This is a genomic window from Streptomyces sp. NPDC060064, assembly GCF_042736455.1.
GTDB lineage: Bacteria > Actinomycetota > Actinomycetes > Streptomycetales > Streptomycetaceae > Streptomyces.
Map to the genome: position 1 here is coordinate 138,881 of NZ_JBHWWF010000013.1, position 22,173 is coordinate 161,053.

General features: G+C 70.0%; 27 protein-coding genes and 1 riboswitch. Of the genes, 16 read left to right on the forward strand and 11 right to left on the reverse strand.

What is annotated here, in order from left to right; genetic code table 11:
* Nucleotides 1-4: 4 nt before the first annotated feature.
* From ACFWDI_RS17675 to ACFWDI_RS17695, 5 genes are all read right to left on the reverse strand, one after another.
* Nucleotides 5-1,726, reverse strand: a complete 1,722-nt coding sequence (locus ACFWDI_RS17675) for an urease subunit alpha (RefSeq protein ID WP_385304935.1) — start codon at nucleotides 1,724-1,726, stop codon at nucleotides 5-7.
* Complete coding sequence (locus ACFWDI_RS17680; RefSeq protein ID WP_385304938.1) at nucleotides 1,719-2,030, reverse strand: urease subunit beta; 312 nt, start codon at nucleotides 2,028-2,030, stop codon at nucleotides 1,719-1,721. The genes ACFWDI_RS17675 and ACFWDI_RS17680 overlap by 8 nt, the downstream gene beginning before the upstream one ends.
* A gap of 10 nt (nucleotides 2,031-2,040) precedes the next feature.
* Complete coding sequence (locus ACFWDI_RS17685) at nucleotides 2,041-2,343, reverse strand: urease subunit gamma (protein ID WP_385304940.1); 303 nt, start codon at nucleotides 2,341-2,343, stop codon at nucleotides 2,041-2,043.
* A gap of 131 nt (nucleotides 2,344-2,474) precedes the next feature.
* Entirely contained in the window at nucleotides 2,475-3,086 is a 612-nt protein-coding gene (locus ACFWDI_RS17690) for a TetR/AcrR family transcriptional regulator (RefSeq protein ID WP_385304943.1), read from the reverse strand.
* Between the two features lie 125 nt (nucleotides 3,087-3,211).
* The gene (locus tag ACFWDI_RS17695; protein WP_385304946.1) at nucleotides 3,212-3,493 is read right to left on the reverse strand and encodes a type II toxin-antitoxin system Phd/YefM family antitoxin; all 282 of its coding nucleotides are present in this window, start codon (nucleotides 3,491-3,493) and stop codon (nucleotides 3,212-3,214) included.
* 70 nt (nucleotides 3,494-3,563) lie between these two features.
* On the opposite strand from ACFWDI_RS17695, the gene ACFWDI_RS17700 reads away from it, so the two are divergent.
* The 3 genes from ACFWDI_RS17700 to ACFWDI_RS17710 all read left to right on the forward strand — a co-directional run bounded on the left by ACFWDI_RS17700 (nucleotide 3,564) and on the right by ACFWDI_RS17710 (nucleotide 5,502).
* Nucleotides 3,564-4,199: an ATP-dependent Clp protease proteolytic subunit gene (locus ACFWDI_RS17700; protein WP_327322045.1), complete on the forward strand. Its 636-nt coding sequence runs from the start codon at nucleotides 3,564-3,566 to the stop codon at nucleotides 4,197-4,199.
* 7 nt (nucleotides 4,200-4,206) lie between these two features.
* A complete protein-coding gene (locus ACFWDI_RS17705) occupies nucleotides 4,207-4,515 on the forward strand; it encodes a hypothetical protein (RefSeq protein WP_327322046.1) in 309 nt (102 codons plus the stop codon).
* 316 nt (nucleotides 4,516-4,831) lie between these two features.
* Nucleotides 4,832-5,016: riboswitch (cyclic di-AMP (ydaO/yuaA leader) on the forward strand.
* 3 nt (nucleotides 5,017-5,019) lie between these two features.
* Nucleotides 5,020-5,502, forward strand: coding sequence for a C40 family peptidase (locus tag ACFWDI_RS17710; RefSeq protein WP_327322047.1), 483 nt, complete (start codon nucleotides 5,020-5,022; stop codon nucleotides 5,500-5,502).
* A gap of 119 nt (nucleotides 5,503-5,621) precedes the next feature.
* On the opposite strand, the gene ACFWDI_RS17715 is transcribed toward ACFWDI_RS17710, so the two are convergent.
* Nucleotides 5,622-6,251, reverse strand: a complete 630-nt coding sequence (locus ACFWDI_RS17715) for a LysE family translocator (protein WP_385304950.1) — start codon at nucleotides 6,249-6,251, stop codon at nucleotides 5,622-5,624.
* Between the two features lie 82 nt (nucleotides 6,252-6,333).
* Between ACFWDI_RS17715 and ACFWDI_RS17720 the strand changes: the two genes are divergently transcribed.
* Complete coding sequence (locus ACFWDI_RS17720) at nucleotides 6,334-7,245, forward strand: LysR family transcriptional regulator (RefSeq protein WP_385304953.1); 912 nt, start codon at nucleotides 6,334-6,336, stop codon at nucleotides 7,243-7,245.
* A 17-nt stretch (nucleotides 7,246-7,262) separates the two neighbouring features.
* On the opposite strand, the gene ACFWDI_RS17725 is transcribed toward ACFWDI_RS17720, so the two are convergent.
* The gene (locus ACFWDI_RS17725) at nucleotides 7,263-7,694 is read right to left on the reverse strand and encodes an ATP-binding protein (protein WP_327322050.1); all 432 of its coding nucleotides are present in this window, start codon (nucleotides 7,692-7,694) and stop codon (nucleotides 7,263-7,265) included.
* A 278-nt stretch (nucleotides 7,695-7,972) separates the two neighbouring features.
* Here ACFWDI_RS17725 and ACFWDI_RS17730 point away from each other — a divergent pair, with 278 nt between their 5' ends.
* Together ACFWDI_RS17730 and ACFWDI_RS17735 are read left to right on the forward strand one after the other, a co-directional pair.
* Nucleotides 7,973-8,830: a helix-turn-helix domain-containing protein gene (locus tag ACFWDI_RS17730; RefSeq protein ID WP_385304956.1), complete on the forward strand. Its 858-nt coding sequence runs from the start codon at nucleotides 7,973-7,975 to the stop codon at nucleotides 8,828-8,830.
* 13 nt (nucleotides 8,831-8,843) lie between these two features.
* Nucleotides 8,844-9,050, forward strand: coding sequence for a DUF397 domain-containing protein (locus ACFWDI_RS17735; RefSeq protein WP_385304959.1), 207 nt, complete (start codon nucleotides 8,844-8,846; stop codon nucleotides 9,048-9,050).
* Here the strand turns inward: ACFWDI_RS17735 and ACFWDI_RS17740 are convergent.
* On the reverse strand, nucleotides 9,043-10,188 hold the full coding sequence (locus ACFWDI_RS17740) for an 8-amino-7-oxononanoate synthase (protein WP_327322053.1): 1,146 nt from the start codon (nucleotides 10,186-10,188) through the stop codon (nucleotides 9,043-9,045). The genes ACFWDI_RS17735 and ACFWDI_RS17740 overlap by 8 nt on opposite strands.
* Before the next feature lie 145 nt (nucleotides 10,189-10,333).
* Here ACFWDI_RS17740 and bioB point away from each other — a divergent pair, with 145 nt between their 5' ends.
* The 5 genes from bioB (at nucleotide 10,334) to ACFWDI_RS17765 (ending at nucleotide 14,665) form a co-directional block, all read left to right on the forward strand.
* Nucleotides 10,334-11,485, forward strand: a complete 1,152-nt coding sequence (gene bioB, locus ACFWDI_RS17745; protein WP_385304962.1) for a biotin synthase BioB — start codon at nucleotides 10,334-10,336, stop codon at nucleotides 11,483-11,485.
* Complete coding sequence (locus tag ACFWDI_RS17750; protein WP_385304964.1) at nucleotides 11,478-12,773, forward strand: adenosylmethionine--8-amino-7-oxononanoate transaminase; 1,296 nt, start codon at nucleotides 11,478-11,480, stop codon at nucleotides 12,771-12,773. Before bioB ends, ACFWDI_RS17750 begins: the two co-directional genes overlap by 8 nt.
* Nucleotides 12,774-12,856: 83 nt before the next feature.
* Complete coding sequence (gene bioD, locus ACFWDI_RS17755; RefSeq protein WP_385304966.1) at nucleotides 12,857-13,570, forward strand: dethiobiotin synthase; 714 nt, start codon at nucleotides 12,857-12,859, stop codon at nucleotides 13,568-13,570.
* A gap of 4 nt (nucleotides 13,571-13,574) precedes the next feature.
* Entirely contained in the window at nucleotides 13,575-13,928 is a 354-nt protein-coding gene (locus ACFWDI_RS17760) for a VOC family protein (protein ID WP_385304970.1), read from the forward strand.
* 62 nt (nucleotides 13,929-13,990) lie between these two features.
* Nucleotides 13,991-14,665, forward strand: coding sequence for a class I SAM-dependent methyltransferase (locus ACFWDI_RS17765; protein WP_385304972.1), 675 nt, complete (start codon nucleotides 13,991-13,993; stop codon nucleotides 14,663-14,665).
* A 19-nt stretch (nucleotides 14,666-14,684) separates the two neighbouring features.
* Here ACFWDI_RS17765 and ACFWDI_RS17770 read toward each other — a convergent pair whose 3' ends face one another.
* The gene (locus tag ACFWDI_RS17770; RefSeq protein WP_385304974.1) at nucleotides 14,685-15,056 is read right to left on the reverse strand and encodes a fic family toxin-antitoxin system, toxin component; all 372 of its coding nucleotides are present in this window, start codon (nucleotides 15,054-15,056) and stop codon (nucleotides 14,685-14,687) included.
* The gene (locus ACFWDI_RS17775) at nucleotides 15,053-15,325 is read right to left on the reverse strand and encodes an antitoxin (protein ID WP_385304976.1); all 273 of its coding nucleotides are present in this window, start codon (nucleotides 15,323-15,325) and stop codon (nucleotides 15,053-15,055) included. The genes ACFWDI_RS17770 and ACFWDI_RS17775 overlap by 4 nt, the downstream gene beginning before the upstream one ends.
* 164 nt (nucleotides 15,326-15,489) lie before the next feature.
* Between ACFWDI_RS17775 and ACFWDI_RS17780 the strand changes: the two genes are divergently transcribed.
* The 5 genes from ACFWDI_RS17780 (at nucleotide 15,490) to ACFWDI_RS17800 (ending at nucleotide 21,914) form a co-directional block, all read left to right on the forward strand.
* Nucleotides 15,490-16,302, forward strand: coding sequence for an ABC transporter ATP-binding protein (locus ACFWDI_RS17780; protein WP_385304978.1), 813 nt, complete (start codon nucleotides 15,490-15,492; stop codon nucleotides 16,300-16,302).
* A gap of 7 nt (nucleotides 16,303-16,309) precedes the next feature.
* Nucleotides 16,310-18,874, forward strand: a complete 2,565-nt coding sequence (locus tag ACFWDI_RS17785) for an ABC transporter permease (protein ID WP_385304980.1) — start codon at nucleotides 16,310-16,312, stop codon at nucleotides 18,872-18,874.
* 109 nt (nucleotides 18,875-18,983) lie between these two features.
* Entirely contained in the window at nucleotides 18,984-19,406 is a 423-nt protein-coding gene (locus tag ACFWDI_RS17790; protein ID WP_385304981.1) for a GNAT family N-acetyltransferase, read from the forward strand.
* Nucleotides 19,407-19,566: 160 nt separating this feature from the next.
* Nucleotides 19,567-20,904, forward strand: coding sequence for a hemolysin family protein (locus tag ACFWDI_RS17795; protein ID WP_385304983.1), 1,338 nt, complete (start codon nucleotides 19,567-19,569; stop codon nucleotides 20,902-20,904).
* The gene (locus ACFWDI_RS17800; protein WP_385304985.1) at nucleotides 20,901-21,914 is read left to right on the forward strand and encodes a hemolysin family protein; all 1,014 of its coding nucleotides are present in this window, start codon (nucleotides 20,901-20,903) and stop codon (nucleotides 21,912-21,914) included. Before ACFWDI_RS17795 ends, ACFWDI_RS17800 begins: the two co-directional genes overlap by 4 nt.
* Here ACFWDI_RS17800 and ACFWDI_RS17805 read toward each other — a convergent pair.
* Entirely contained in the window at nucleotides 21,911-22,162 is a 252-nt protein-coding gene (locus tag ACFWDI_RS17805) for a holin (RefSeq protein ID WP_385304987.1), read from the reverse strand. The genes ACFWDI_RS17800 and ACFWDI_RS17805 overlap by 4 nt on opposite strands.
* Between the last annotated feature and the right edge of the window lie 11 nt (nucleotides 22,163-22,173).

Sequence of the window (22,173 nt, forward strand, 5' to 3'; positions counted from 1 at the left end):
CTCATCAGAAAAGGAAGTAGCGCTGTGCCATGGGCAGTTCCGCCGCCGGTGCGGGCTCGACCACATCGCCGTCGATGGTCACCGTGAAGGTGTCGGCGTCGACCTCGACACGAGGCAGCGCGTCGTTCTCGCGCATGTCGGCCTTGGTGATCCGCCGGGTGTTCTTGATGGGCACGAACTGCTTGCCCAGGCCCAGGCGTTCGGGCAGTCCGTCCTCGATCGCGGCCTCGGCGACGAAGTTGAACGAGCTCACCGACGCCGCCCGGCCCAGCGCGCCGAACATCGGCCGCGGCAGCACCGGTTGCGGAGTGGGAATGGAGGCGTTGGCGTCGCCCATCTGCGCGTACGCGATCTGGCCGCCCTTGATGACCAGCTGCGGCTTGACGCCGAAGAACGCCGGCTCCCAGAGCACCAGGTCGGCGAGTTTTCCCGTCTCGACCGAGCCGATCTCGTGGTCGAGGCCCTGAGCGACCGCCGGGTTGATCGTGTATTTGGCGACATAGCGACGTGCGCGGTGGTTGTCGGCGCGGCCGTCGCCGGGCAGTGCTCCGCGGCGCTTCTTCATGACGTGCGCGGTCTGCCAGGTACGCATCACCACCTCGCCGATGCGCCCCATGGCCTGGGAGTCGGAGGAGATGATCGAGATGGCGCCGAGGTCGTGCAGGATGTCCTCGGCCGCGATGGTGGAGGGCCGGATCCGGGACTCGGCGAAGGCGAGGTCCTCGGGAACGGCCGCATTGAGGTGGTGGCAGACCATCAGCATGTCGAGGTGTTCCTCGATGGTGTTGACGGTGTGCGGCCGGGTGGGGTTGGTGGAGCTGGGCAGGACGTACGGCTCGGAGACCACGGTGATGATGTCCGGTGCATGCCCGCCGCCCGCACCTTCGGTGTGGTACGCGTGGATGGTGCGTCCGGCGATGGCGGCGAGTGTGTCCCCGACGAAGCCCGCCTCGTTCAGCGTGTCCGTGTGGATGGCGAGCTGCGCGCCGGTCTCCTCACACACGCTCAGACAGGCGTCGATGACAGCAGGGGTCGACCCCCAGTCCTCGTGGATTTTGAATCCCAGCGCTCCGCCGCGCAGTTGGGAGTGCATGGCCTCGCGGGACATCGTGTTGCCCTTGCCGAGCAGTCCGATGTTGACGGGGAGGGTGTCCAGCGCCTCGAACATCCGGGCAAGGTGCCAGGGGCCCGGGGTGATGGTGGTGGCCTTGGTGCCCTCGGCCGGTCCGGTGCCACCGCCGACGAGAGTGGTGACGCCGGTCGCCAGGGCCTGGTCGATGAGGGTCGGCGAGATGAAGTGGACGTGCGCGTCGATGGCGCCCGCTGTGACGATCTTCCCGTTGCCGGCGATGACTTCGGTCTCGGGACCGATGACGAGATCGGCGTGTACGCCGTCCATCGTGTCCGGGTTGCCGGCCTTGCCGATGCCGGTGATCCGGCCGTCGCGGATGCCGATGTCGGCCTTGACGATGCCCCAGTGGTCGATGATGACGACACCGGTGACGACCGTGTCGGGTGCGCCTTCGGCCCGTGTCGTACGGGACTGGCCCATCGACTCGCGGATCACCTTGCCGCCGCCGAACACGGCCTCGTCGCCCGCGAGTCCGGGCCCGCCGGAGCGGTCCTCCTCGATCTCGACGAGCAGGTCGGTGTCGGCGAGCCGGATACGGTCGCCGGTGGTGGGGCCGAAGAGATCGGTGTAGACGGCGCGGTTCAGCTCAGGCATCGAGGGGACCTCCGGTCTCGCCGCGCAGCCCCGGGACGACACGCGCTCCGGTGAAGGGGACGAGTTCGACGTCGACGGGGATGCCGGGCTCGAAGCGCACGGCGGTTCCCGCGGCGATGTTCAGCCGCTTGCCGCGGGCGGCCGCGCGGTCGAAGTCCAGACCGGGGTTCGCCTCGGCGAAGTGGTAGTGGGAGCCGACCTGGACGGGCCGGTCGGCAGTGTTGACGACAGCGAGGCGGGTGACCGCACGGCCCTTGTTGAGTGCGATGGAGCCGTCGGCGAAAAGGATCTCTCCCGGGATCATCTGCGTCCCCTCAGACGATCGGGTCGTGGACGGTGACGAGCTTGGTGCCATCCGGGAAGGTCGCCTCGACCTGGACGTCGTGGATCATCTCGGGGATGCCCTCCATGACGTCGGCGCGGGCGAGGACCTTGCGTCCCGAGGCCATGAGTTCGGCGACGGTACGGCCGTCCCTCGCGCCTTCGAGTATGTGCGAGGTGATCAGCGCGACGGACTCGGGATGGTTCAGCAGCACCCCCCGCGCGCGGCGCTTCTCCGCCACGTCGGCAGCCACATGAATGAGCAGTCGTTCCTGCTCGTGCGGGGAGAGTTGCATGGGCCCACCTCACTGTCGTCCGGCCCCGCCTGCACGCAGCGGGAACACAGCTCACTTCACACTCTGCTGAGCTGTGCGCGGGAGTCTCCCGACCTGGGGGTGAACGGTAAGGCGCAAGTTTTTCCGGCGCGTTAACTGATCTTGGGATCTCCCATGGACATCAGCGCCCGGAGTCCGTCCTCGAGGACCTCGACCTGCACATCGCCGAAGAGCGCCTGCTGGGCGATGAAGCCCTGGGCGGTGGCGATGAGGGTGCGGGCGACATGGTCGGCGGGTACATCTGCGACCATCAGGCCATTGTCGCGATAGGCGTCCACGAGCTTCGACCAGGCCTGGCGCATGCCGACGTACCCCTCGTCCAGCGTGGCGGCGAGCTGCTCGTTTCGCAGCGTCTCGGTCCACACCTGCACGATCAGCCGCGCAAACGCCTGCCGGTCGCCGCCGGGCACCTGCTCCTCCAGCATGACGCGCAGCACACGGCCGAGAAGTACGTCGGGGGTGGGCGGCGGAGTGGTCCTGGCGGCGTCGTCGAAGGCTCCGCGGATCGCGCTGAACGCCTCGTCGGCGATGGCCGCGATCAGCTCCTCCTTGCTGCGGAAGTAGCGGTAGACCGCGCCGGCCGACAGACCTGCCTCACGCAGGATGTCCTGCATCGATGTGGCGTGGAAGCCGCTCTCGCTCTGGGCCGCACTCGGACTGGCCGCGGTTCTGGCGAGCGGGCGCCATGGCGGACGACCGGTCACCGCCGCGGGAGACCGCGAGGCCGTACCGGTACCTGTCGGCTGAGCTCTTCGAGGCCCATCGACCGGCCGCGTGCCCCCGCTGTAGCGGACGGGGGCGCGCGGCCTCTTCGCGTGGTGACGTGCGGTCAGCCGCGCCGGTCGGGACGGCGGTGCTCGGCGCCCAGACCGAAGCGCCCCCGTTCGCCGGAAGCGGACGCGACCGAGCCGAGCGAGGAGACCGAGCTGATCACCTGCTCCTCGGCGGCCTCCTGGTCCTTTTCGAGTCGTTCCAGGTCAGCGGCGGACACCAGCGCCACGAGCGGCTTTCCGTGCCGGGTCACGACGACACGCTCCCCGCCGTAGACAACGCGGTTGATCAGTTCGGCGAGCTCTGCGCGGGCTTGCGTCACCGGAATCTCGTAGGCCATGCTCCCCATCATAACGGCCTGTACGTCCTGTACATTTTTTACAGAGGCCGCATCCGAGGAGAGGTACGCCATGAGCCGCCCTGCCGCCCGCTACGTCCTGCCCGAGTTCACCGAGCGCACCAGTGCGGGATCCCGCACCCGCGACCCGTACTCGAAGCTGCTCGAGGAGCGGATCATCTTCCTCGGGACCGCCGTCGACGACACCTCCGCCAACGACGTGATCGCGCAGTTCCTGCATCTCGAGTACGCCGCCCCGGACCGGGACATCAGCCTGTACATCAACTCCCCCGGCGGCTCGCTCAGCGCCATGTCCGCGATCTACGACACGATGCAGGTGGTCACCTGTGACGTGGAGACGACCTGCCTGGGCCAGGCCGCCTCAACCGCCGCACTGCTGCTCGCCGCCGGCGCCCCGGGCAAGCGGATGGCGCTGCCCGGCGCCCGGATCGTCGTCCAGCAGCCCGCCACCGAGGAGCAGTTGTGGGGCCGGCCGTCCGATCTGGAGATCCAGGCACAGGAGTTGCTGCGGCTGCGTGCCCAACTCGCGGAGATGCTCGTACGCCACACCGGCCAGACCCCGGAGCGGATCGCCGCCGATCTGGAGCGCGACAAGATCTTCGACGCCGAGGACGCCAAGGCGTACGGACTGGTGGACCACGTCATCAAGAACCGCAAGACCTCGCTCATCAACCCCGGTGCGCGGTGAGCCCCCGATGCTGCCACCCGAACTGCCGCCGCTGCCCGCACTGACCCGCGCCGAGGCCGACTTCATCGACAGCTATCTCGAGGTCGTCGATCTGCTGGGGCGGATCAACCCGGCCCGCGCGACGCACACCTACGGCGCACTGCGCGCGGCGCAGGCCCTGCTCGGCCGGGCCGCCGCGCTCAAGGACGCGCTGACGCTGATGCATATGCGCGGCGAGAGCGAAGTGCATGCGGCGACGCTCGCCGAAGCGCTCAGAGTGCTCGACGGCGAGCGCAGGGCGGGCCGGGTGACGATGCCGCCCGCTTCCATGAGTTGACGGATCCTCCACTCCCGTCTACCGCCATCGGGGTACCGCGCGGCCTCCCTCATTCGGTGTAGTCGCGATCCAAACGGCGGTACCGCACAACTTGCGCAACCCGACTACCGATCTAGCGGAATAAGCCGTTCCGCTGCTGGTAAGGCGTTCGTCAGGCGTCGCGGACCGATCACCGAAACGGCCCTGTCCACCCGAACAGGTCAGGGGTGACGAGACTCACATACCGTCGTTTCGCACGGAAATCCGGCATGGCATGAGTCAAGATCCCTGGGACGACAAGCCCCCGCCACCTCGGCGGGGCGGTCCGGGCGGACGCTGAGTCCTGCCGCCGCTCCGGATGTCTGGTCGACAGGAGTGCATCGGCAGGAGTGGAGGACCCAAGCAGGACGGGGTGGCCGGGCAGTCCGGTCGTCCCTAGGGGTGAAGCCGCATCAGCGGCCGGGCATCTTCGTCCGTCCGAACCCGACAGGTCATCCTTCACAGGCGGTTGACGAAGGGTTGCGCATGACTGCGCAGATTCATGTCCCGTCTCTGACCATGATGTCCCGGGCGGGTGCCGTATCGGCCCTGACTCTTGCCGCCGTCGGCGGCACACTGGTGGCGCCGGGCGCCACTACCGAAGCCAACGCGGCCACGGCCTATGCGAGCAAGGCACTCAAAGTGGCCGCATCGAAGAGGGGATCGCCGTACAGGTACGGCGCCTCGGGCCCGCACCGGTTCGACTGCTCGGGCCTGACGTTCTACTCGTACAAGAACGTCGGCAAGAAGCTGCCACGCACCGCCCAGCAGCAGTACAACAGGACCAAGCATGTCTCGGCCGCCTCCCGGCAGCGCGGGGACCTGGTCTTCTTCCACTCCGGAAGCTCCGTCTACCACGTGGGGATCTACGCCGGCGGCGGCAAGATCTGGCACTCGCCCAAGACCGGCAGCGTGGTGCGGCTGGAGAAGATCTGGACGAAGCGCGTCTGGTACGGCCGGGTGCGCTGACGACCGGCGGCTCACCGCTCACGTCTCACCGCTCACGTCCCGCCGCTCTCGGCTGATCGCTCACGGTCCGCCGGTCGTCGACGGTTGTCGGCGACCGGCGTACCGGGCCGGCCAAAGGCTCAGTGCGCCAGCGGCTCGGCCAGCAGCGTCACGCCCAGCGCAGTGAGGGCCCCACCGGTGACGCCTTCCACGGCCTGGGTCGTGCGCGGGCGGCGCAGCCATTGACCGAGGCGGTCCACCAGCAGTGCCACCAGCGGGAACCAGAGCAGAGCCAGTACGACGACGACGGCGGCGAGCAGGAAAGTGCGTGTCAGCACCGGAACGCCGTCCGGCACGAACTGCGGGAGCAGGCTGAGAAAGAGCACCGGCGCCTTTGGATTGAGGACGTTGGTGAGGAAGCCCTGCCGCAGACTGCGCCCCGTGCCGCCGGCCGGCCGGGCCTCCGGGTCCTGCACGGCGAGCTGCGGACGCAGTGCGCCGCGCACCGCCCGTACACCCAGGTAGAGCACATAGGCCCCGCCCGCGATCTGCAGCGTCCGGTACAGCACCGGCACGGCGACCAGCACAGCCGCGAGTCCCGCGACCGCCAGCGCGGTGTGCACCAGCAGTCCCCCCGCGACACCGACGGCGCAGGCCACACCCGCACGCCGGGAGGCGAGGGCGTTGCGTACGACGACGGTGAAATCCGCGCCCGGCATGGCGACCATGCCCGCGGCGACCCCGGTGAAAGCAACCAGTTGTGCGTCCATGCCCGCCATCCTGGACCCGCACAGGCCTTAACGTGTACTTGCAATCTTCATGGTCTGCCTAAAGCAATGCTTAAGAGGTGGCATGTACGACCCGACGCGGCTGGCGGCGCTGGTGGCGGTCGCGGAGGCCGGTTCGATCACCCGCGCCGCCGCCCGACTGGGCTACACCGCACCCGCGCTCTCCCAGCAGCTGGCCAAGCTGGAGCGGGAGGCGGGGGCGACCCTGCTGGTGCGGCACCATCGCGGGGCACGATTGACGGCCGCGGGCGAGCTGCTGGCAGCACGGGCCCGCCGAGTGCTGGACGAGATGGACCGAGCACGGCACGAGCTGGCGCGGCTGGCCGGTCTCTCCGGCGGACGCCTGCGCGTCGGCACCTTCACCACGGTCGGCATCCATCTGCTGCCGCCGGTTCTGAGCGCCTTCCGCCGGGCCCATCCGGATGTGGAACTGACCGTCGCGGAGTACGAGCCGCCGGGCGGCGTCCTGGCGGTGGCGGCCGGCGAGGTCGATCTTGCGCTGACGCATGCGTACGAACCGGCCGAGCCGGCTCCACCGCCGTCGGGGGTGGTTCTGGAACCACTGCTCGTGGAGGAGTTGGTGCTGGTGACGGCGCCCGGTCATGCGCTGGCGGGCGGCTCGAGCAGGCTGCCGGTGGCCGATCTCGCAGGACAGCCGCTGATCAGCAGCGCACCCTCGCATCCGCCGCGCAAGGGCGTGGAAGGAGCGTTGGCGCGGGCCGGGGCGACTCCCGCTGTGGTGGTCGAGTCACCCGGCTATGCGCTGGTGTGCGCACTGGTCAGTGCGGGGCTCGGCGTGGCGGTGGTGCCGGAGATGGTCGCCGCGATGGCCGCTACGCCGCTCGGTGTACGGCAGTTGGAACCGGCGGACTTCCGACGAACGATCTCGGTCGCGCACCGGGGCGAGGAATCGTCCCCGGCGGCCGATTCGCTGCGGGCCCTGCTGCGCGGCGCGTTCGGCCGCGCGGGGAGCTGACGACCGGACAGCGGTGGTCAGTTCTGGACCGGGACGATCCACGGCAGGGCGATCCACACGGTCTTGCCGCCCTCGGGGGTCGGTGCGACGGAGAGCTCTCCACCGCACTCGGCGGTCAGACTGCGGATGATCACCATGCCGCGGCCGTTGTCCTGGCGTACGGCTGCGGGCAGCCGCTGCGGCCAGCGCGGGTGGCTGTCGGTGACGCCGATGCGAAGCTGCTCGTCCCGATCGAGACGGAGGTCCACGGTGAAGGTCGGCGACTGGCCGAAGGTGTGCTGGACGGCATTGGTGGCGAGTTCGGACACGATCAGCCGCACCGTGTCGACGGCCTCGGTCTCGATGGGCAGACCCCATTCGGCGATGACGTCTGTGGCGTATTTCCGGGCGGCGGAGACCGAGGCTGGATCGCTCGGCAGGGTGACGGAGGCTTCCTGATGGTCTGCCATGGCGACGCTGTCCCTTTCCCACCGGGCCGGCTCCGACTCGTAGCGGATGAAATGCGAGGGCGGCCACGGATTGCGCTTCGCGCCAGAGTGCCACTGATCGTGCCGTCGAGGGCGGCGATCCACCAAGATATGCATATATCTGTCGCTCGAAGCAGTGAACTCTGCTACGCGAGACCGTATTTGGGCAGAGACTCGCACTTTGGTCCCGGCCGGAAGGTCAGTGCGACGGAAGTACAGCCGGAAGGACAGCAAGCCGGAAGGACGGGAAGGAGCGGGCGATGCAGCACGGTCCCGCGGTACGCCGCCGCAAGCTCGGCGAGGAGTTGCGGAGGCTGCGCCTGGCCGCGGGCCTCACCAGCCGGGACGCCGCACGGCTCGCCGGCTGGCACCAGTCGAAGGTGAGCCGGATCGAGACCGGTATCAGCGGGGTCAAGGCGTCGGATGTGACCCTGCTGCTGGATGTGTACACAGTGGCTGACCCTCAACTGCGCACGCTGCTCGAGACCTTGGCTGGTGCGGCCGACGGCATGGGCAGCGGCTGGTGGCATGCGTACCGCGGGCTGCTCCCGCCCGAGTACCGGGACTTCATCAGTTTGGAGGACCAGGCCTGCGCCGCACGGACGCTGGAGACCTCGGTGGTGCCCGGGCTGCTGCAGACCCCTGACTATGCGCGCGCGGTGACCCGGGCAGCGCTGGCGGATCTGCCCGCCACGACGGTGAACTCGCTGGTGGAGGTGAGGCTGACCCGCCAGTCGGTACTCCGCGCGGAGAAGCCGTTGGAGCTGAGCGCGGTGCTCGACGAGGCGGTGCTACGGCGCGAGGTGGGGGGCCGGCGGGTGATGCGCGAACAATTACGAGGGCTGGCGGAGACGGCACAACTGCCCCATGTGCGGCTGCAGGTACTGCCGTTCTCGGTCGGCGGCTATGCCGGCCTCACGGGCCCTTTCGTTATTTTCTCTTTTCCGAACACTTCTGATCTGGACGTGGTTGTTCTCGACCACTTGACGAGTAGCCTCTACCTCGAGCGGAAGGAAGACCTCGAGGTGTACTGCGCCGCCTTCCACGCGATGCAGGCGCGGGCCCTTGCACCCGAGGACTCATTGGATCTCATCGCCCGGATCAGTGACGGCTCGTAGGGAGGCACCCCCCATGTCCGACTGCCTCGCACAGGACGGCTCAACGTGGCGGCGCAGCAGCCGCAGCACGGGAATGAACAACTGCGTCGAGGCGGCCCGGCTGCCCGACGACACTCTCGCCGTACGGGACTCGAAGAACATCGCGCGTCAAGCGCTGCGCTTCTCCCCGGCGGCCTGGTCGCGCTTCCTCGGCGCGCTCCACGAAGGGAGCGTCAACTGACCGGCGCGGTCCCGGTGATCGTGGCGATCGCCGACTCGACCTGCTGATCCGTCAGATCCGCCCGTGCCGTGAGCCTGATCCGGGAGATGCCGTCGGGCACCGACGGCGGCCGGAAGCAGCCCACGACAAGTCCGGCGGTACGGCAGTCGGCGGCCCAGCGCAGAGCGGCCTCCGGTGACGGCGCCCGCACGGAGACCACGGCCGCGTCCGGACGTGCGGCGGTCAGACCGGCCTCCGTCAGCCTGCGGTGAAGCATCCCGGCGACCGCGCGGGCCCGGCCGGCCAGCTCGGGCTCGCGGCCCAGCAGCCGCAGGCTCGCCAGGGCGGCTCCCGCCGCGGCGGGAGCCAGGCCCGTGTCGAAGATAAAGGTGCGCGCGGTGTTGACCAGGTGGTCGATGACCCGCGCCGGGCCGAGGACCGCTCCGCCCTGGCTGCCGAGGGATTTGGACAGGGTCAGCGTGGCGACGACGCCGTCGTGACCCGCGATGCCCGCGGCGTCCAGCGCTCCGCGGCCGCCATCGCCGAGTACACCGAGACCGTGCGCGTCGTCGACGAGCAGCGCGGCGCCGTGCTCGCGGCAGGCGTCGGCGAGGCCGGGCAGGGGCGCGGCGTCGCCGTCCACCGAGAAGACCGAGTCGGTGACCGCGAGGGCCCGCTGCCCGGAGTGCGCGTCGAGTGTCTTGCGTACGGCATCGACATCGGCGTGCGTGACAACCGCGGTCTCCGCGCGCGAAAGCCGGCAGCCGTCGACGATCGAGGCGTGATTGCCCGCGTCGGAGACGATCAGTGAGCCGCGGCCGCTCAGCGCGGTCACGGCGGCGAGGTTGGCGGCATACCCGGACGACAGGACGAGGGCGGCCTCGAATCCGCAGAAGGCGGCCAGTTCCCGCTCGAGCTCGGCGTGGAGGGCGGTACTGCCCGTGACAAGCCGGGAGCCGGTGGCCCCCGCGCCCCAGCGGCGGGCCGCCTCGGCTGCCGCCTCGGTGACCTCCGGGCGGCGGGTCAGGCCCAGATAGTCATTGCTGGCGAGATCCAGCAGCTCGGAGTCCGCGGCGCGCGGCCGGAGCGTACGCACGAGGCCGGCGCGCTCACGGCGGCGCGACTCGTCGTCGATCCACTCGAAAGGATCCTGGGGCATGGTGGTCCGGTCCTTTTGTAGGCAGCGCACAGACCCTAGCCGGACCGGCTCGAGGAACGGATGTGGCCATGCACACACCTCAAACATGCTCTGTTGTGGAGTTCCTCCTTGGCCGCGGCATGTGCCATACGTCAGGATCTGGACCATGGACCTGCTGAACACGCTGGTGGAGAAGGGGTTGCGGCGCGAGCTGCCGACCCGTGAAGAAGCGCTCGCCGTGCTGGCGACCTCCGACGACGATCTGCTCGAAGTGGTGGCCGCGGCCGGCAAGGTGCGCCGACAGTGGTTCGGACGGCGGGTGAAGCTGAACTATCTCGTCAATCTGAAGTCGGGACTGTGCCCCGAGGACTGCTCGTACTGCTCCCAGCGGCTCGGGTCCAAGGCGGAGATCCTCAAGTACACCTGGCTGAAGCCCGATGAGGCCTCGCAGGCGGCGGCCGCCGGCGTGGCCGGGGGTGCGAAGCGGGTCTGCCTGGTCGCGAGCGGCCGTGGCCCGACGGACCGGGATGTCGACCGGGTCTCGAAGACCATCGAGGCGATCAAGGAGCAGAACGAGGGCGTCGAGGTCTGTGCCTGTCTCGGACTGCTCTCCGACGGGCAGGCGGAGCGGCTGCGGGACGCGGGCGCCGACGCGTACAACCACAACCTCAATACGTCCGAGGGGACATACGGGGACATCACCACCACCCACACCTACGCCGACCGGGTGGACACGGTGCACCAGGCGCAGGCCGCGGGTCTCTCCGCGTGCTCCGGGCTGATCGCGGGCATGGGTGAGAGCGACGCGGACCTGGTCGACGTCGTCTTCTCGCTCCGCGAGCTCGACCCGGACTCGGTGCCGGTGAACTTCCTGATCCCCTTCGAGGGCACGCCGCTGGCCAAGGAGTGGAATCTCACCCCGCAACGCTGCCTGCGGATTCTCGCGATGACGCGGTTCGTCTGCCCCGACGTCGAGGTACGGCTCGCGGGCGGCCGCGAGGTGCATCTGCGCTCGATGCAGCCCCTCGCGCTGAACCTGGTCAACTCGATCTTCCTCGGCGACTATCTGACCAGCGAGGGCCAGGCGGGCAAGGCCGACCTCGACATGATCGTGGACGCGGGCTTCGAGGTGGAGGGCACGGACACGACGACGCTGCCCGAGCACCGGGGCGGGGGCTGCGCGTCGGTGTGCGGTGGCGGTGACGCTGCTGCCGCCGAGACTCCGGCGGAGACCTCGTCCGAGGTCCCGGCAGCGCGTACGGACCTGGTGGCGGTACGCCGCCGGGGCGCCGGTACGGATCTCGCGCCCAATGCCTGAGTCCGGTTACGGCCCCCGCGAGCTGCTGGCGCTGGACCGGGCCCATGTCTGGCATCCGTACGGCCCCATGCCGGGCCGCACGGACCCGTTGATCGTGGAGTCCGCGTCCGGCGTACGGCTGCGGCTGGCCGAACCGGTGCACGGGCAGCGCGAGTTGATCGACGGCATGTCGTCCTGGTGGTCGGCGATCCACGGCTACAACCACCCGGTCCTCAACGAGGCGGCGCACGGCCAGCTGGAGCGGATGAGTCATGTGATGTTCGGCGGGCTCACCCATGAGCCCGCCGTGCGGCTGGCCACCCGGCTGGTCGAGATCACGCCCGAGCCGCTGCGGCATGTCTTCCTCTGCGACTCGGGCTCCGTGTCGGTCGAGGTCGCGGTCAAGATGTGTCTGCAGTACTGGCGCTCGGTGGGCCGTCCGGCCAAGCAGCGGCTGCTGACCTGGCGCGGCGGCTACCACGGGGACACCTGGCAGCCGATGTCCGTGTGCGACCCCGAGGGTGGGATGCACGGGCTGTGGTCGGGGGTGCTGCCGCGCCAGATCTTCGCGGAGGCGCCGCCGGCGGAGTTCGAGGAGTCGTACGCGGCGGGCCTTCGGGAGCTTGTCGCGCGGCACGCGGACGAACTCGCCGCGGTGATCGTGGAGCCGGTGGTGCAGGGCGCCGGCGGGATGCGGTTCCACTCCTCCGAGTATCTCAGGGTGCTGCGGGAGGCCTGCGACGAGCACGGAGTGCTGCTGATCTTCGACGAGATCGCGACCGGGTTCGGACGTACGGGTGCGCTCTTCGCGGCGGAGCACGCCGGTGTCTCGCCGGATGTGATGTGCCTGGGCAAGTCGCTGACCGGCGGCTACCTCACGATGGCGGCCACGCTGTGCACCGCACGGGTGGCCGAGGGCATCTCGCGCGGCGAGGTCCCGGTCCTGGCACACGGCCCGACGTTCATGGGGAACCCGCTGGCTTCGGCGGTCGCGTGCGCGTCGATCGACCTGTTGCTCGGCCAGGACTGGCAGCAGGAGGTCAAACGGCTTGAGGCGGGCCTGCGGGACGGGCTGGCCGGGGTCGAGGCGCTGCCGGGCGTGAAGGAAGTGCGTGTGCTGGGCGCGATCGGTGTCGTTCAGCTGGACCACGAGGTGGACATGGAGGCGGCGACGGAGGCGGCGGTACGGGAGGGCGTGTGGCTGCGGCCGTTCCGGGACCTCGTCTATGTGATGCCGCCGTATGTGACGGGGGACGAGGACTTGGCCCGCGTCTGCCGGGCCGTGACCGCGGCGGCGTCCGCGGGCTGACCGGAGCCGGGGCTCCGCCCCGGGCGCGGCGCGGGGCCCGAGCCGCAGGGCGTGCAGGTGAACAGAGAGACAGAGGCGTAGCAATGGCAGTCATCGTCGTCACCGGGACCGGGACCGAGATCGGTAAAACCGTCGTCACCGCCGCCGTTGCCGCGGTCGCGCGGGGGCGAGGCGCGTCCGTGGCCGTGGTGAAACCCGCGCAGACCGGGGTGGCTCCCGGCGAGGCGGGCGACGTGGACGAGGTGGTGCGGCTCGCCGGGCGTGTCAGCGGGGTTGAGATCGCGCGGTATCCCGAGCCTCTTGCTCCCGCGACCGCCGCGCTGCGCGCCGGGATGGACGCCGTCCGGCCGCGGGACATCGTCCAGGTCGTGGAGAAGCTGACCACGGAGCACGACCTGGTCCTGCTCGAAGGGGCCGGCGGCCTGCTCGTGCGGCTCGACGAGGAGGGGGCGACGCTCGCCGATGTCGCGGGGCTGCTCCGGGCGCCGCTGCTGGTCGTCGTACCCGCCGGGCTGGGGACGCTCAATACCACCACGCTGACCGGGGAGGCCCTGCGCGCACGGGAGTTGGAGCAGCTCGGGGTGGTCGTCGGCAGCTGGCCCGCCGAGCCGGATCTGGCCGCGCGATGCAATCTCGCGGAGCTGCCCGGGGCAGCCGGGGCGCCGCTCCTCGGGGCCGTGCCGCAAGGGGCCGCAGCGCTGGCTCCGGCCGAGTTCCGGGCGCGCGCCGCCAGTTGGCTCGCGCCCACGCTCGGCGGCGACTGGAACGCCGACGCGTTCACCGCCGCCGTACGCTGACCCCATGCGCGCACGGATCGACGAGATCGTCTTCGACTGCCACGACCCCGTACGGCTTGTCCGCTTCTGGCCGGAGCTCCTGGGCGGCGAACCGGTGGACCGCAGCGCCGACTGGTCGTACATCGAACCGCCCGGTTTCGTACGGGTCGCCTTCCAGCGCGTACCCGAGGGCAAGTCCGTCAAGAACCGGCTTCACCTGGATCTCGACGCGGGCGACGTCGACGCCGCGGCCGTCGAGGCGGTACGGCTCGGCGCCGTACGGGTGGGGGCGGTCGTGACCGACGACCAGGGACGGTTCCAGGTTCTGCGGGACCCGGAGGGAAACGAGTTCTGTTTCGTCGGCGGCTCGAGCGGCTGACTGGCGCCGTACGGGGGGAGAATGGCGGTGTGACCGGCTCGTCCGTCCCAAGGAGGCCCGCGATGCCTGTGCGCAGCACCAAAGTGCCCCGGGACGCCGTCCACCATCCCGTCTTCTCGCGCGTCTACGCCAAATTCAGTGGGCCGGCGGACGTCAGAGCGGGAATCGCGACCTACCGCCATGAGCTGCTGTCCGGTCTCTCGGGCCGGGTGATCGAGATCGGCGCGGGCAACGGTCTGAACTTCGCGCACTATCCGTCGGCGGTCTCCGAGGTGGTGGCGATCGAACCCGAGCGCACCCTGCGGAAGTTGGCGGTGGACGCCGCGCAGCGCTCCGATGTCCCGGTGGACGTGGTGCCGGGCGCGGCCGAGGCGCTGCCGGTCAAGAGCGAGGCGTTCGACGCGGCCGTGGTGTCCCTGGTGCTGTGCTCCGTACGGGATGTGCGGCGGGCGCTCTCCGAGATCAGACGAGTCCTGCGGCCCGGCGGTGAACTGCGGTTCTTCGAGCACGGGCTGGCCGATGGCCGGACCATGGCGAAGACCCAGCGCGTCCTGGACCGTACGGTCTGGCCGCTGCTCTTCGGCGGCTGTCACACCGCGCGGGACACCATCGCCGAGATCGAGGCCGCCGGCTTCGATCTCGGGATGTACCGCAGGCTGCGGGTGCCGGAGAAGGGGCCGAGGACGCCCGCGTCCTCCTGCGTCCTCGGCGTGGCACGGCGGCCCGTCGGTGATTGAGCCAGGCCTGGCCAGGCACTCACCCGCGCCACTGCCGCAGCTCGTCGGCGATGGCCCTGACGTCCGCCTTGCCCTGCTTGACCAGCCGTGCCAGGTCTCGCACCTGCACGGGCGAGGTGACCACCTTCAGCCCGCTGGCGACGAGATAGCCGTAGGCGACGGCCGAGGCGAACATGGCGTTGGAGTGCTCGAGCGCGGGCACATGGAGCAGCAGCTGGAGCAGCGCGGCGGCCCTGGCATACGGGTCGCTGTAGACGGCGATGCCGAATATCTCCGCCTCATGACGGCTGACGGCGGCGACGAGCGCGCCCCAGTCGGTGACCTGTGGATCGCCGGGGGTCTTGTGCTCGGCGACCATGAGCAGCCAGGCGAGGTCGATCGAGAGGTTCAACGCTTGCCTGCGCGGCCGGTGCCTGTGTCCTTGTCCTTGCCCGCGCCGTCACCCGCGCCGAACTCGCCGAACTCCTCCGCGAACACGGACTCGTACTGCTTCATGAAGTCGGACGCCGCCTCGACAAAGGTACGTCCCACCTCACCCGCGTCCTGCTTGACGAGTTCCTCGATGTAGCGGTTCACGCTCATCCCGCGCTGAAGGGCCCGCTGGCGCGCTGCCTCGGCGGTGGTCTCGTCCACGCGTACATTCAACTGAGTCTTCGCCACACCATCACGCTAGCGCCAGAACGCTAGCACCGGCAAGGGGTCCGTCAAGTGCCCCTTACATGGACCCCGAGGACCGAACCTCCGGGGGATACCGACACCCGCACACCCCCTCTACTCTCGCCTCCTGTACGGGAGTTGGAGCGGCCACGACCCGGGAGGCAGCCTTGTCCACACCTGCCACTGCACCCACCCACGACCACGCCGCGGATGTGCCGCTCGCCGCCCGGGCGCGTGCCCTGACCAAGGCGTACGGCACGGGCGAGACGACCGTGCGCGCCCTGGACGCGGTCGATGTCGACATCGCGCGCGGCCGGTTCACCGCGGTCATGGGCCCGTCCGGCTCGGGGAAGTCCACGCTGATGCACTGCCTCGCCGGCCTCGACACCGTCTCCGCCGGCCAGGTCTGGCTGGGCGACACGGAGATCACCGGCCTGAAGGAGCGTGAGCTCACCCGGCTGCGCAGGGACCGGATCGGCTTTATGTTCCAGGCGTTCAATCTGCTGCCCACACTCACCGCCGCTGAGAACATCACGCTCCCCATGGACATCGCCGGCCGTAAACCTGATCGACAGTGGGTGGATCAGGTCATCGACACCCTCGGGCTGCGGGACCGGCTCGAACACCGGCCGGCCGAGCTCTCCGGCGGGCAGCAGCAGCGGGTCGCCTGTGCCCGTGCGCTCGCCTCCCGCCCCGAGCTGATCTTCGCCGACGAACCGACCGGCAATCTCGACTCGCGCGCGGGCGCGGAGGTGCTCGCCTTCCTGCGCGAGGCCGTCGACCGGCTGGAGCAGACAGTGGTGATGGTGACGCACGACCCCGGCGCGGCCGCCCATTCGGATGTGGTGCTGTTCCTCGCGGACGGACGGATCGTGGATGTCATGCCGGACCCGACCGCCGAGGCCGTGCTGGAGCGCATGCGCCTCTTCTCCGGGGCATCGCCCCAGACCCCGGGCTCCGACGCCCCGCGCAAGAGCTGAGGCCACGATGCTGAAGGCGACGCTGCGGAGTTTCTTCGCGCACAAGGGACGGCTGCTGCTGTCGGCGCTGGCGGTGCTCCTGTCGGTGGCCTTCGTCAGCGGCAGCCTGATCTTCTCGGACACCGTCTCCCGCACCTTCGACCGGCTCTTCGCGTCCACATCGGCGGATGTGACCGTCGCGGCGAAGGAGGGCATCGACGAGCGTCTGCCGACCGGAGTCGTACGGACGGTCCCGGCCGGTCTCGCGGACCGTATCGGCTCGGTCGACGGGGTCAAGGCCACCCACGTCGACGCGGCCGTGGAGAACATCACCGTCGTCGACTCCACGAACAAGGCGGTCGGGCCGACGACCGGCGCACCCACCATCGCCACCAACTGGTATGTCACCGAACGCAGTCCGGTGAAGCTGACCAGCGGGCGCGAACCGAAGGGGCCTGGCGAGGCGCTGCTCGACAAGGACACCGCCGACAAGAAGAAGGTGCGCATCGGGGACACGCTCACCGTGCTCGCACAGCCCGGCTCGTTCAAGGTCGAGATCGTCGGCATCGCGACGTTCACCACCACCAACCCCGGTGCCGCGCTGGTCTTCCTGGACACTCCTACGGCCCAGACCAAGTTGCTGGGCCGGCCCGGCGTGGCCTCCTCGATCTCGGTGGACGCTGAGGAGGGCGTGAGCGACGCGACGCTCAAGCAGCGGATCGCCGCCGAGCTTGGTGATGCGTACGAGCTCAAGACCGCCGACGAGCAGGCCAAGTCGGCCGCCGCCCAACTCGGCGGATTCCTCGATGTCATCAAGTGGGTGATGCTCGGCTTCGCCGGTGTCGCGGTCCTCGTCGGCATCTTCCTGATCGTCAACACCTTCTCCATGCTGATCGCGCAGCGCACCCGTGAGCTGGGTCTGCTGCGTGCGCTCGGCGCCGACCGCCGCCAGGTGCGCAGGTCGGTCCTCACCGAGGCGCTGCTGCTCGGCCTGGTCGGCTCGACGCTCGGGCTGGCCGCCGGGATCGGGCTCGCGGCCGGGCTGATCGAGCTGATGGGTCTGCTCGGGATGAACCTGAGCGCCGCCGAGATGGTGGTCGGCGTGGGAACGCCGGTGACCGCGTACGCGGTCGGCGTGGGTGTCACCTTCGTGGCCGCGTATCTGCCGGCCCGGCGAGCGGCCCGGGTCTCCCCGATGGCCGCGCTCGCGGATGCCGAAGTCGCCGGTGTGGGGCGGCCGTTGAGGGTCCGTGCGATCGTGGGGGCGGTGGTAGCCGCGGCGGGCGCGGCCGCGCTCGCCGGATGCGCGGTGAGCGAGAGGACCGCCACCGCGTCCTCGCTGCTGGGTCTCGGCGTGGTGCTGACCCTGATCGCCACGGTGGTGGCGGGGCCGCTGCTGGTACGGCCGGTGATCCGGGTGCTGGGCGGGGCGTTCCCCAAGATCTTCGGATCGGTCGGCCGGATGAGCCAGCGCAACGCGCTGCGCAATCCGCGGCGCACCGGCGCCACCGCCGCCGCGCTGATGGTGGGCCTGGCGCTGGTGGGCGGGCTCTCGATCGCCAGCGCCTCGATGACCAAGTCCTTCGACGACCAGATCGACAAGACGCTGGGTGCCGACTTCGTCGTACAGAACAGCAACTTCATGCCGTTTCCGCAAGAGATCACGGAAAAGGTGCAGGGCGTCGAGAGCGCGGGCACAGTCGTGCGGCAGCGCTTCGCGCCGGTCGCGCTCAACCTTCCGGACGGGAAGCGGGTGGAGTCGACGGCTTCGGGCTACGACCCGCAGCTGGACGAGGCTGCCAGGATCACCTACGCGAGCGGGGACACGGCGGCGGCGCTGGCGCCGGACAGCATCGCCATGGACCGGAAGTACGCGGCGGACCACACGGTGCGGATCGGCTCCGTACTGCCGGCCGAGTTCCCCGGCGGGCAGAAGGCCCGGCTGACGGTCGGAGCGCTCACCGCCATGGACCAGAGCGGCGGCCCCGGGATGGAGGGCGGCCTGTTCATGGGGCTCTCCACCGTGGAGAGGTATCTGCCGGGCGGGCAGGACGCCGCGCTGTACGTCAACGCCGCGAGCGGCAGCGATGTGAAGGAGCTGCGCAAGGGCCTGGAAACGGCGCTCGACCGCTATCCGCAGGTGCAGGTCAGAGATCAGGCCGACTACAAGGAACTGATCCGGCAGCAGATCGCCGTGATGCTCTATCTGGTGTACGCGCTGCTGGGTCTGGCGATCGTCATCGCGGTGCTGGGTGTGGTCAACACCCTTGCTCTGTCGGTGGTGGAGCGGACCCGCGAGATCGGGCTGCTGCGCGCCATCGGGCTCTCCCGGGTCCAGCTGCGACGCATGATCCGGCTGGAGTCCGTCGTGATCGCGGTCTTCGGAGCACTGCTCGGGCTGGCGCTGGGCATGGTGTGGGGCGTGGCGGTGCAGCAAGTGCTGGCACTGGAAGGGCTGAAGGCGTTCGCCGTGCCGTGGGGCACGATCGTCGCGGTCGTGATCGGCTCGGTGGTGGTCGGGCTCGCGGCGGCGGTACTGCCGGCTCTGCGCGCCTCGCGGATGAATGTGCTGGCCGCCATCGCGCACGAATAGACAGCTGCGGGAGGGTGACCCGCGGCATCTGACCGGCGGCATCGCGCGGGGTGTCTCGAACGCTGAAAGTCGGTGACAGGCCCACCCCGGCCGTGCTTGGCTCCGGATCATGACCGACCTGTATATACGCACCGCGGCGACGGACGAGGCGGAGACCGTCCTCGCCTTCTGGAAGGAAGCGGCGGAGGGCACGAGCATCACGGACGACGTGGACGGGGTCACCCGGCTCATCGAGCGTGACCCGGAGGCGCTGATCCTCGCCGAGTCCGACGGCGTGGTGGTCGGCTCGGTGATCGCCGGGTACGACGGCTGGCGCTGTTCGCTGTACCGGCTGGCCGTACTGCCCTCCCACCGCCGCCGGGGGATCTCGACGGCACTGCTCGAAGCGGCCGAGAAGCGTTTTCTGGCCGTGGGCGGCAGGCGCGGCGACGCCATGGTGCTGGAGGCGAACGAGCGGGCCCAAGGTGCGTGGGCCGCGGCCGGCTACCACCGCGAGGACCACTGGCGCCGCTGGGTGAAGCCGTTCGCGTAGGCGGCCGCCGCCCCACCGACCCACTTTGCCGGTCCTTTACCATGGGTGAACCATTCACCCCGTACGAAAGGTGTGAGCGTCCGTCCATGGGCGAGCCTCCCAGTAGCCGACATCGCGCATTCCTCCTGCCCCTGCCCGATCATGGGACGGAGGTGAACCGATGACCGAAGTGCTCTTGCTCCTCGTGGCGGTACTGCTCTCGGTCGCCTGCGGAGCCTTCGTCGCGGCGGAGTTCTCCCTCACCACGGTCGAACGCGGCGACCTCGAACGGGCCGCCGAGCGCGGCGAGCGCGGGGCGGCGAGCGCGCTCAAGGCCGTACGCAGCCTCACCTTCCAGCTCTCCGGGGCCCAGCTCGGCATCACCGTGACCAACCTGGTCGTCGGCATGCTCTCCGAGCCGTCGATCGCCAAGCTGATCCGCGGACCGCTGGAGGCACTCGGCGTCTCCCCCTCCGTGGCCTCGTCGGCGGCCCTGGTCATCGGTACCGCGCTGTCCACCGTCGTACTGATGGTCGTCGGCGAGCTGGTCCCGAAGAACTGGGCCATCTCGTCGCCGCTCGCCGTCGCGAAGGTGGTGGCCCCTCCGCAGCGAGTCTTCACCGCCGCCTTCAAGCCCTTCATCAGCCATCTCAACAACACCGCCAACCGCATCCTGCGCCGGCTCGGCATGGAGCCGACCGAAGAGCTGGCCTCCGCCCGCAGCCCGCAGGAACTGGTCGCCCTGGCCCGCCACTCCGCGAAGGAGGGCGCGCTGGAGGCGGACACCGCCGAGCTGTTCGTACGCACCCTCAAGCTGGCCGAGCTGACCGCCGAGAACGTGATGACCCCCAGGGTCCAGGTCACGGCCCTCGAAGTGCAGGCCACCGCCGAGGACGTCGCCAACGCCACGCGCGCGACCGGGCTGTCCCGCTTCCCGGTCTACCGGGGCAACCTGGACACCGTCGTCGGCATAGCGCACATCAAGGACGTCCTTGTGGTGCCGGCCGAACGCCGTCCGCGTCACCCGGTCTCCAAGCTGATGCGCGAGCCGCTGCTGGTGCCCGAGACGCTGACGGTGGACCGGCTGCTGGACCGGCTTTCCGGCAAGAACACGATGGCCGTCGTCATCGACGAGTACGGCGGTACGGCCGGTGTCGTGACGCTGGAGGACATCGTGGAGGAGGTCGTCGGCGAGGTGCGCGACGAACACGATCCGCACGAGACTCCGGACCTGGTTCCGGCGGGCGAGGACGCGGACGGACGCTCCCTCTGGTCGGCGGACGGAGCGGCCCGGACCGACCAGCTGGAGCGGATCGGACTCCGGGTGCCGGAAGGACCGTACGAGACGCTCGCCGGTCTGATCGCCACCGAGCTGGGGCGCATCCCCGCCGAGGGCGACCGGATCGATCTGGAGGGCTGGCGGCTCGACGTCGTCGACGCCTCCGGGCGGCGGGCAGCACGCGTGCTGCTGCACGCGCCGCTCCCGACGGCCGACGAGACCGAGGAGGCCGGACGATGACCGCGATCCAACTCCTCATCGGCCTGCTGACCCTGGTGGTCAACGCCTTCTTCGTCGGCGCCGAGTTCGCCCTGATCTCGGTGCGCCGCAGCCAGATCGAGCCGGCGGCGGAGACCGGGGACCGGCGGGCGCGCAGCGTCATCTGGGGCCTGGAGCATGTCTCGGCGCTGCTGGCGGCGGCCCAGCTCGGCATCACGCTCTGCACCCTGGTGCTCGGCATCGTCGCCGAGCCCGCCATCGCGAATCTGCTGGAGCCGGTGTTCAACGCGGTGGGTGTGCCGCACGGCCTGGTCCACCCCATCTCGTTCGTGATCGCGCTGACCGTGGCGACGTATCTGCACATGCTCCTGGGCGAGATGGTGCCGAAGAACATCGCACTGGCCGAGCCCACGCGGTCCGCGCTGCTGCTCGGCCCGCCGCTGGTCACGCTGGCCCGGACACTGCGTCCGGTGATCTTCACCATCAACGCCTTCGCCAACGGTCTGCTGAAGCTGCTGCGGGTCGAGGCGAAGGGCGAGGTGGCCGCCACCTACTCGGACGCCGAGCTGGCACGGCTGGTGCGCGACGCCGGCGATGCCGGGCTGCTCGACGACCGCTCGGCCGAACGGCTGCGCGATGCGCTGGAGCTGGGACGCAGGCCGGTGCGGGACGTCGTGGTACCGGTGGAGCGGGTGGTGTACGCCCGGGTCGGGACCACGCCCGAGCAGTTGGAGCGGCTGGCAGCGGAGTCCGGGTTCTCCCGTTTCCCTGTGGTGGACTCGAACAGCCGGATCCTCGGCTATCTCCATGTGAAGGACGCGCTGGACGCGACTCCGCGCGACCAGCCGTTTCCGGTCACGGCGATGCGTCCGATCGCGCGGGTGCGGGCGACGACGCCGCTCGACGATGTGCTGACCGCGATGCGGCGCAGCCGTACCCACCTGGCCGCCGTCGTGGACGACAACGGCACACCCGTGGGGCTGGTGACGATGGAGGACGTACTGCGCGAGCTGGTCGGCCGGCCTCGCTAGCGCGCCTCTGTGGCCTTGACGGCCCGCTCCGTGGTCTCGGTGAGACCCGGGCCGGGCCGTCCTGCTGAGGCGGCGCCGATCGCGGTGAGGACAGCGAGGAGGGTGGCCAGGCCCGCGGTGGCGAGAGCGGCGAGCCAGTCGACGTCGAAGAGGTTCGTCGCACCGGCCGTCAGGACGGCGACAAGGGACTGGGCGAAGGTGCGGACGGCGCGTTCCGCCGTGGCCTTCCAGAAGTCAGCAGTGAACATGCTCTGGACAT

Bases quoted from the DNA above. Each gene is read 5' to 3' on its own strand.
- ACFWDI_RS17675 (WP_385304935.1), bottom strand. From the start codon at position 1,726: ATGCCTGAGCTGAACCGCGCCGTCTACACCGATCTCTTCGGCCCCACC.
- ACFWDI_RS17680 (WP_385304938.1), bottom strand. From the start codon at position 2,030: ATGATCCCGGGAGAGATCCTTTTCGCCGACGGCTCCATCGCACTCAAC.
- ACFWDI_RS17685 (WP_385304940.1), bottom strand. From the start codon at position 2,343: ATGCAACTCTCCCCGCACGAGCAGGAACGACTGCTCATTCATGTGGCT.
- ACFWDI_RS17695 (WP_385304946.1), bottom strand. From the start codon at position 3,493: ATGGCCTACGAGATTCCGGTGACGCAAGCCCGCGCAGAGCTCGCCGAA.
- ACFWDI_RS17700 (WP_327322045.1), top strand. From the start codon at position 3,564: ATGAGCCGCCCTGCCGCCCGCTACGTCCTGCCCGAGTTCACCGAGCGC.
- ACFWDI_RS17705 (WP_327322046.1), top strand. From the start codon at position 4,207: ATGCTGCCACCCGAACTGCCGCCGCTGCCCGCACTGACCCGCGCCGAG.
- ACFWDI_RS17710 (WP_327322047.1), top strand. From the start codon at position 5,020: ATGACTGCGCAGATTCATGTCCCGTCTCTGACCATGATGTCCCGGGCG.
- ACFWDI_RS17715 (WP_385304950.1), bottom strand. From the start codon at position 6,251: ATGGACGCACAACTGGTTGCTTTCACCGGGGTCGCCGCGGGCATGGTC.
- ACFWDI_RS17720 (WP_385304953.1), top strand. From the start codon at position 6,334: ATGTACGACCCGACGCGGCTGGCGGCGCTGGTGGCGGTCGCGGAGGCC.
- ACFWDI_RS17725 (WP_327322050.1), bottom strand. From the start codon at position 7,694: ATGGCAGACCATCAGGAAGCCTCCGTCACCCTGCCGAGCGATCCAGCC.
- ACFWDI_RS17730 (WP_385304956.1), top strand. From the start codon at position 7,973: ATGCAGCACGGTCCCGCGGTACGCCGCCGCAAGCTCGGCGAGGAGTTG.
- ACFWDI_RS17735 (WP_385304959.1), top strand. From the start codon at position 8,844: ATGTCCGACTGCCTCGCACAGGACGGCTCAACGTGGCGGCGCAGCAGC.
- ACFWDI_RS17740 (WP_327322053.1), bottom strand. From the start codon at position 10,188: ATGCCCCAGGATCCTTTCGAGTGGATCGACGACGAGTCGCGCCGCCGT.
- bioB (WP_385304962.1), top strand. From the start codon at position 10,334: ATGGACCTGCTGAACACGCTGGTGGAGAAGGGGTTGCGGCGCGAGCTG.
- ACFWDI_RS17750 (WP_385304964.1), top strand. From the start codon at position 11,478: ATGCCTGAGTCCGGTTACGGCCCCCGCGAGCTGCTGGCGCTGGACCGG.
- bioD (WP_385304966.1), top strand. From the start codon at position 12,857: ATGGCAGTCATCGTCGTCACCGGGACCGGGACCGAGATCGGTAAAACC.
- ACFWDI_RS17760 (WP_385304970.1), top strand. From the start codon at position 13,575: ATGCGCGCACGGATCGACGAGATCGTCTTCGACTGCCACGACCCCGTA.
- ACFWDI_RS17765 (WP_385304972.1), top strand. From the start codon at position 13,991: ATGCCTGTGCGCAGCACCAAAGTGCCCCGGGACGCCGTCCACCATCCC.
- ACFWDI_RS17785 (WP_385304980.1), top strand. From the start codon at position 16,310: ATGCTGAAGGCGACGCTGCGGAGTTTCTTCGCGCACAAGGGACGGCTG.
- ACFWDI_RS17790 (WP_385304981.1), top strand. From the start codon at position 18,984: ATGACCGACCTGTATATACGCACCGCGGCGACGGACGAGGCGGAGACC.
- ACFWDI_RS17795 (WP_385304983.1), top strand. From the start codon at position 19,567: ATGACCGAAGTGCTCTTGCTCCTCGTGGCGGTACTGCTCTCGGTCGCC.
- ACFWDI_RS17800 (WP_385304985.1), top strand. From the start codon at position 20,901: ATGACCGCGATCCAACTCCTCATCGGCCTGCTGACCCTGGTGGTCAAC.
- ACFWDI_RS17805 (WP_385304987.1), bottom strand. From the start codon at position 22,162: ATGTTCACTGCTGACTTCTGGAAGGCCACGGCGGAACGCGCCGTCCGC.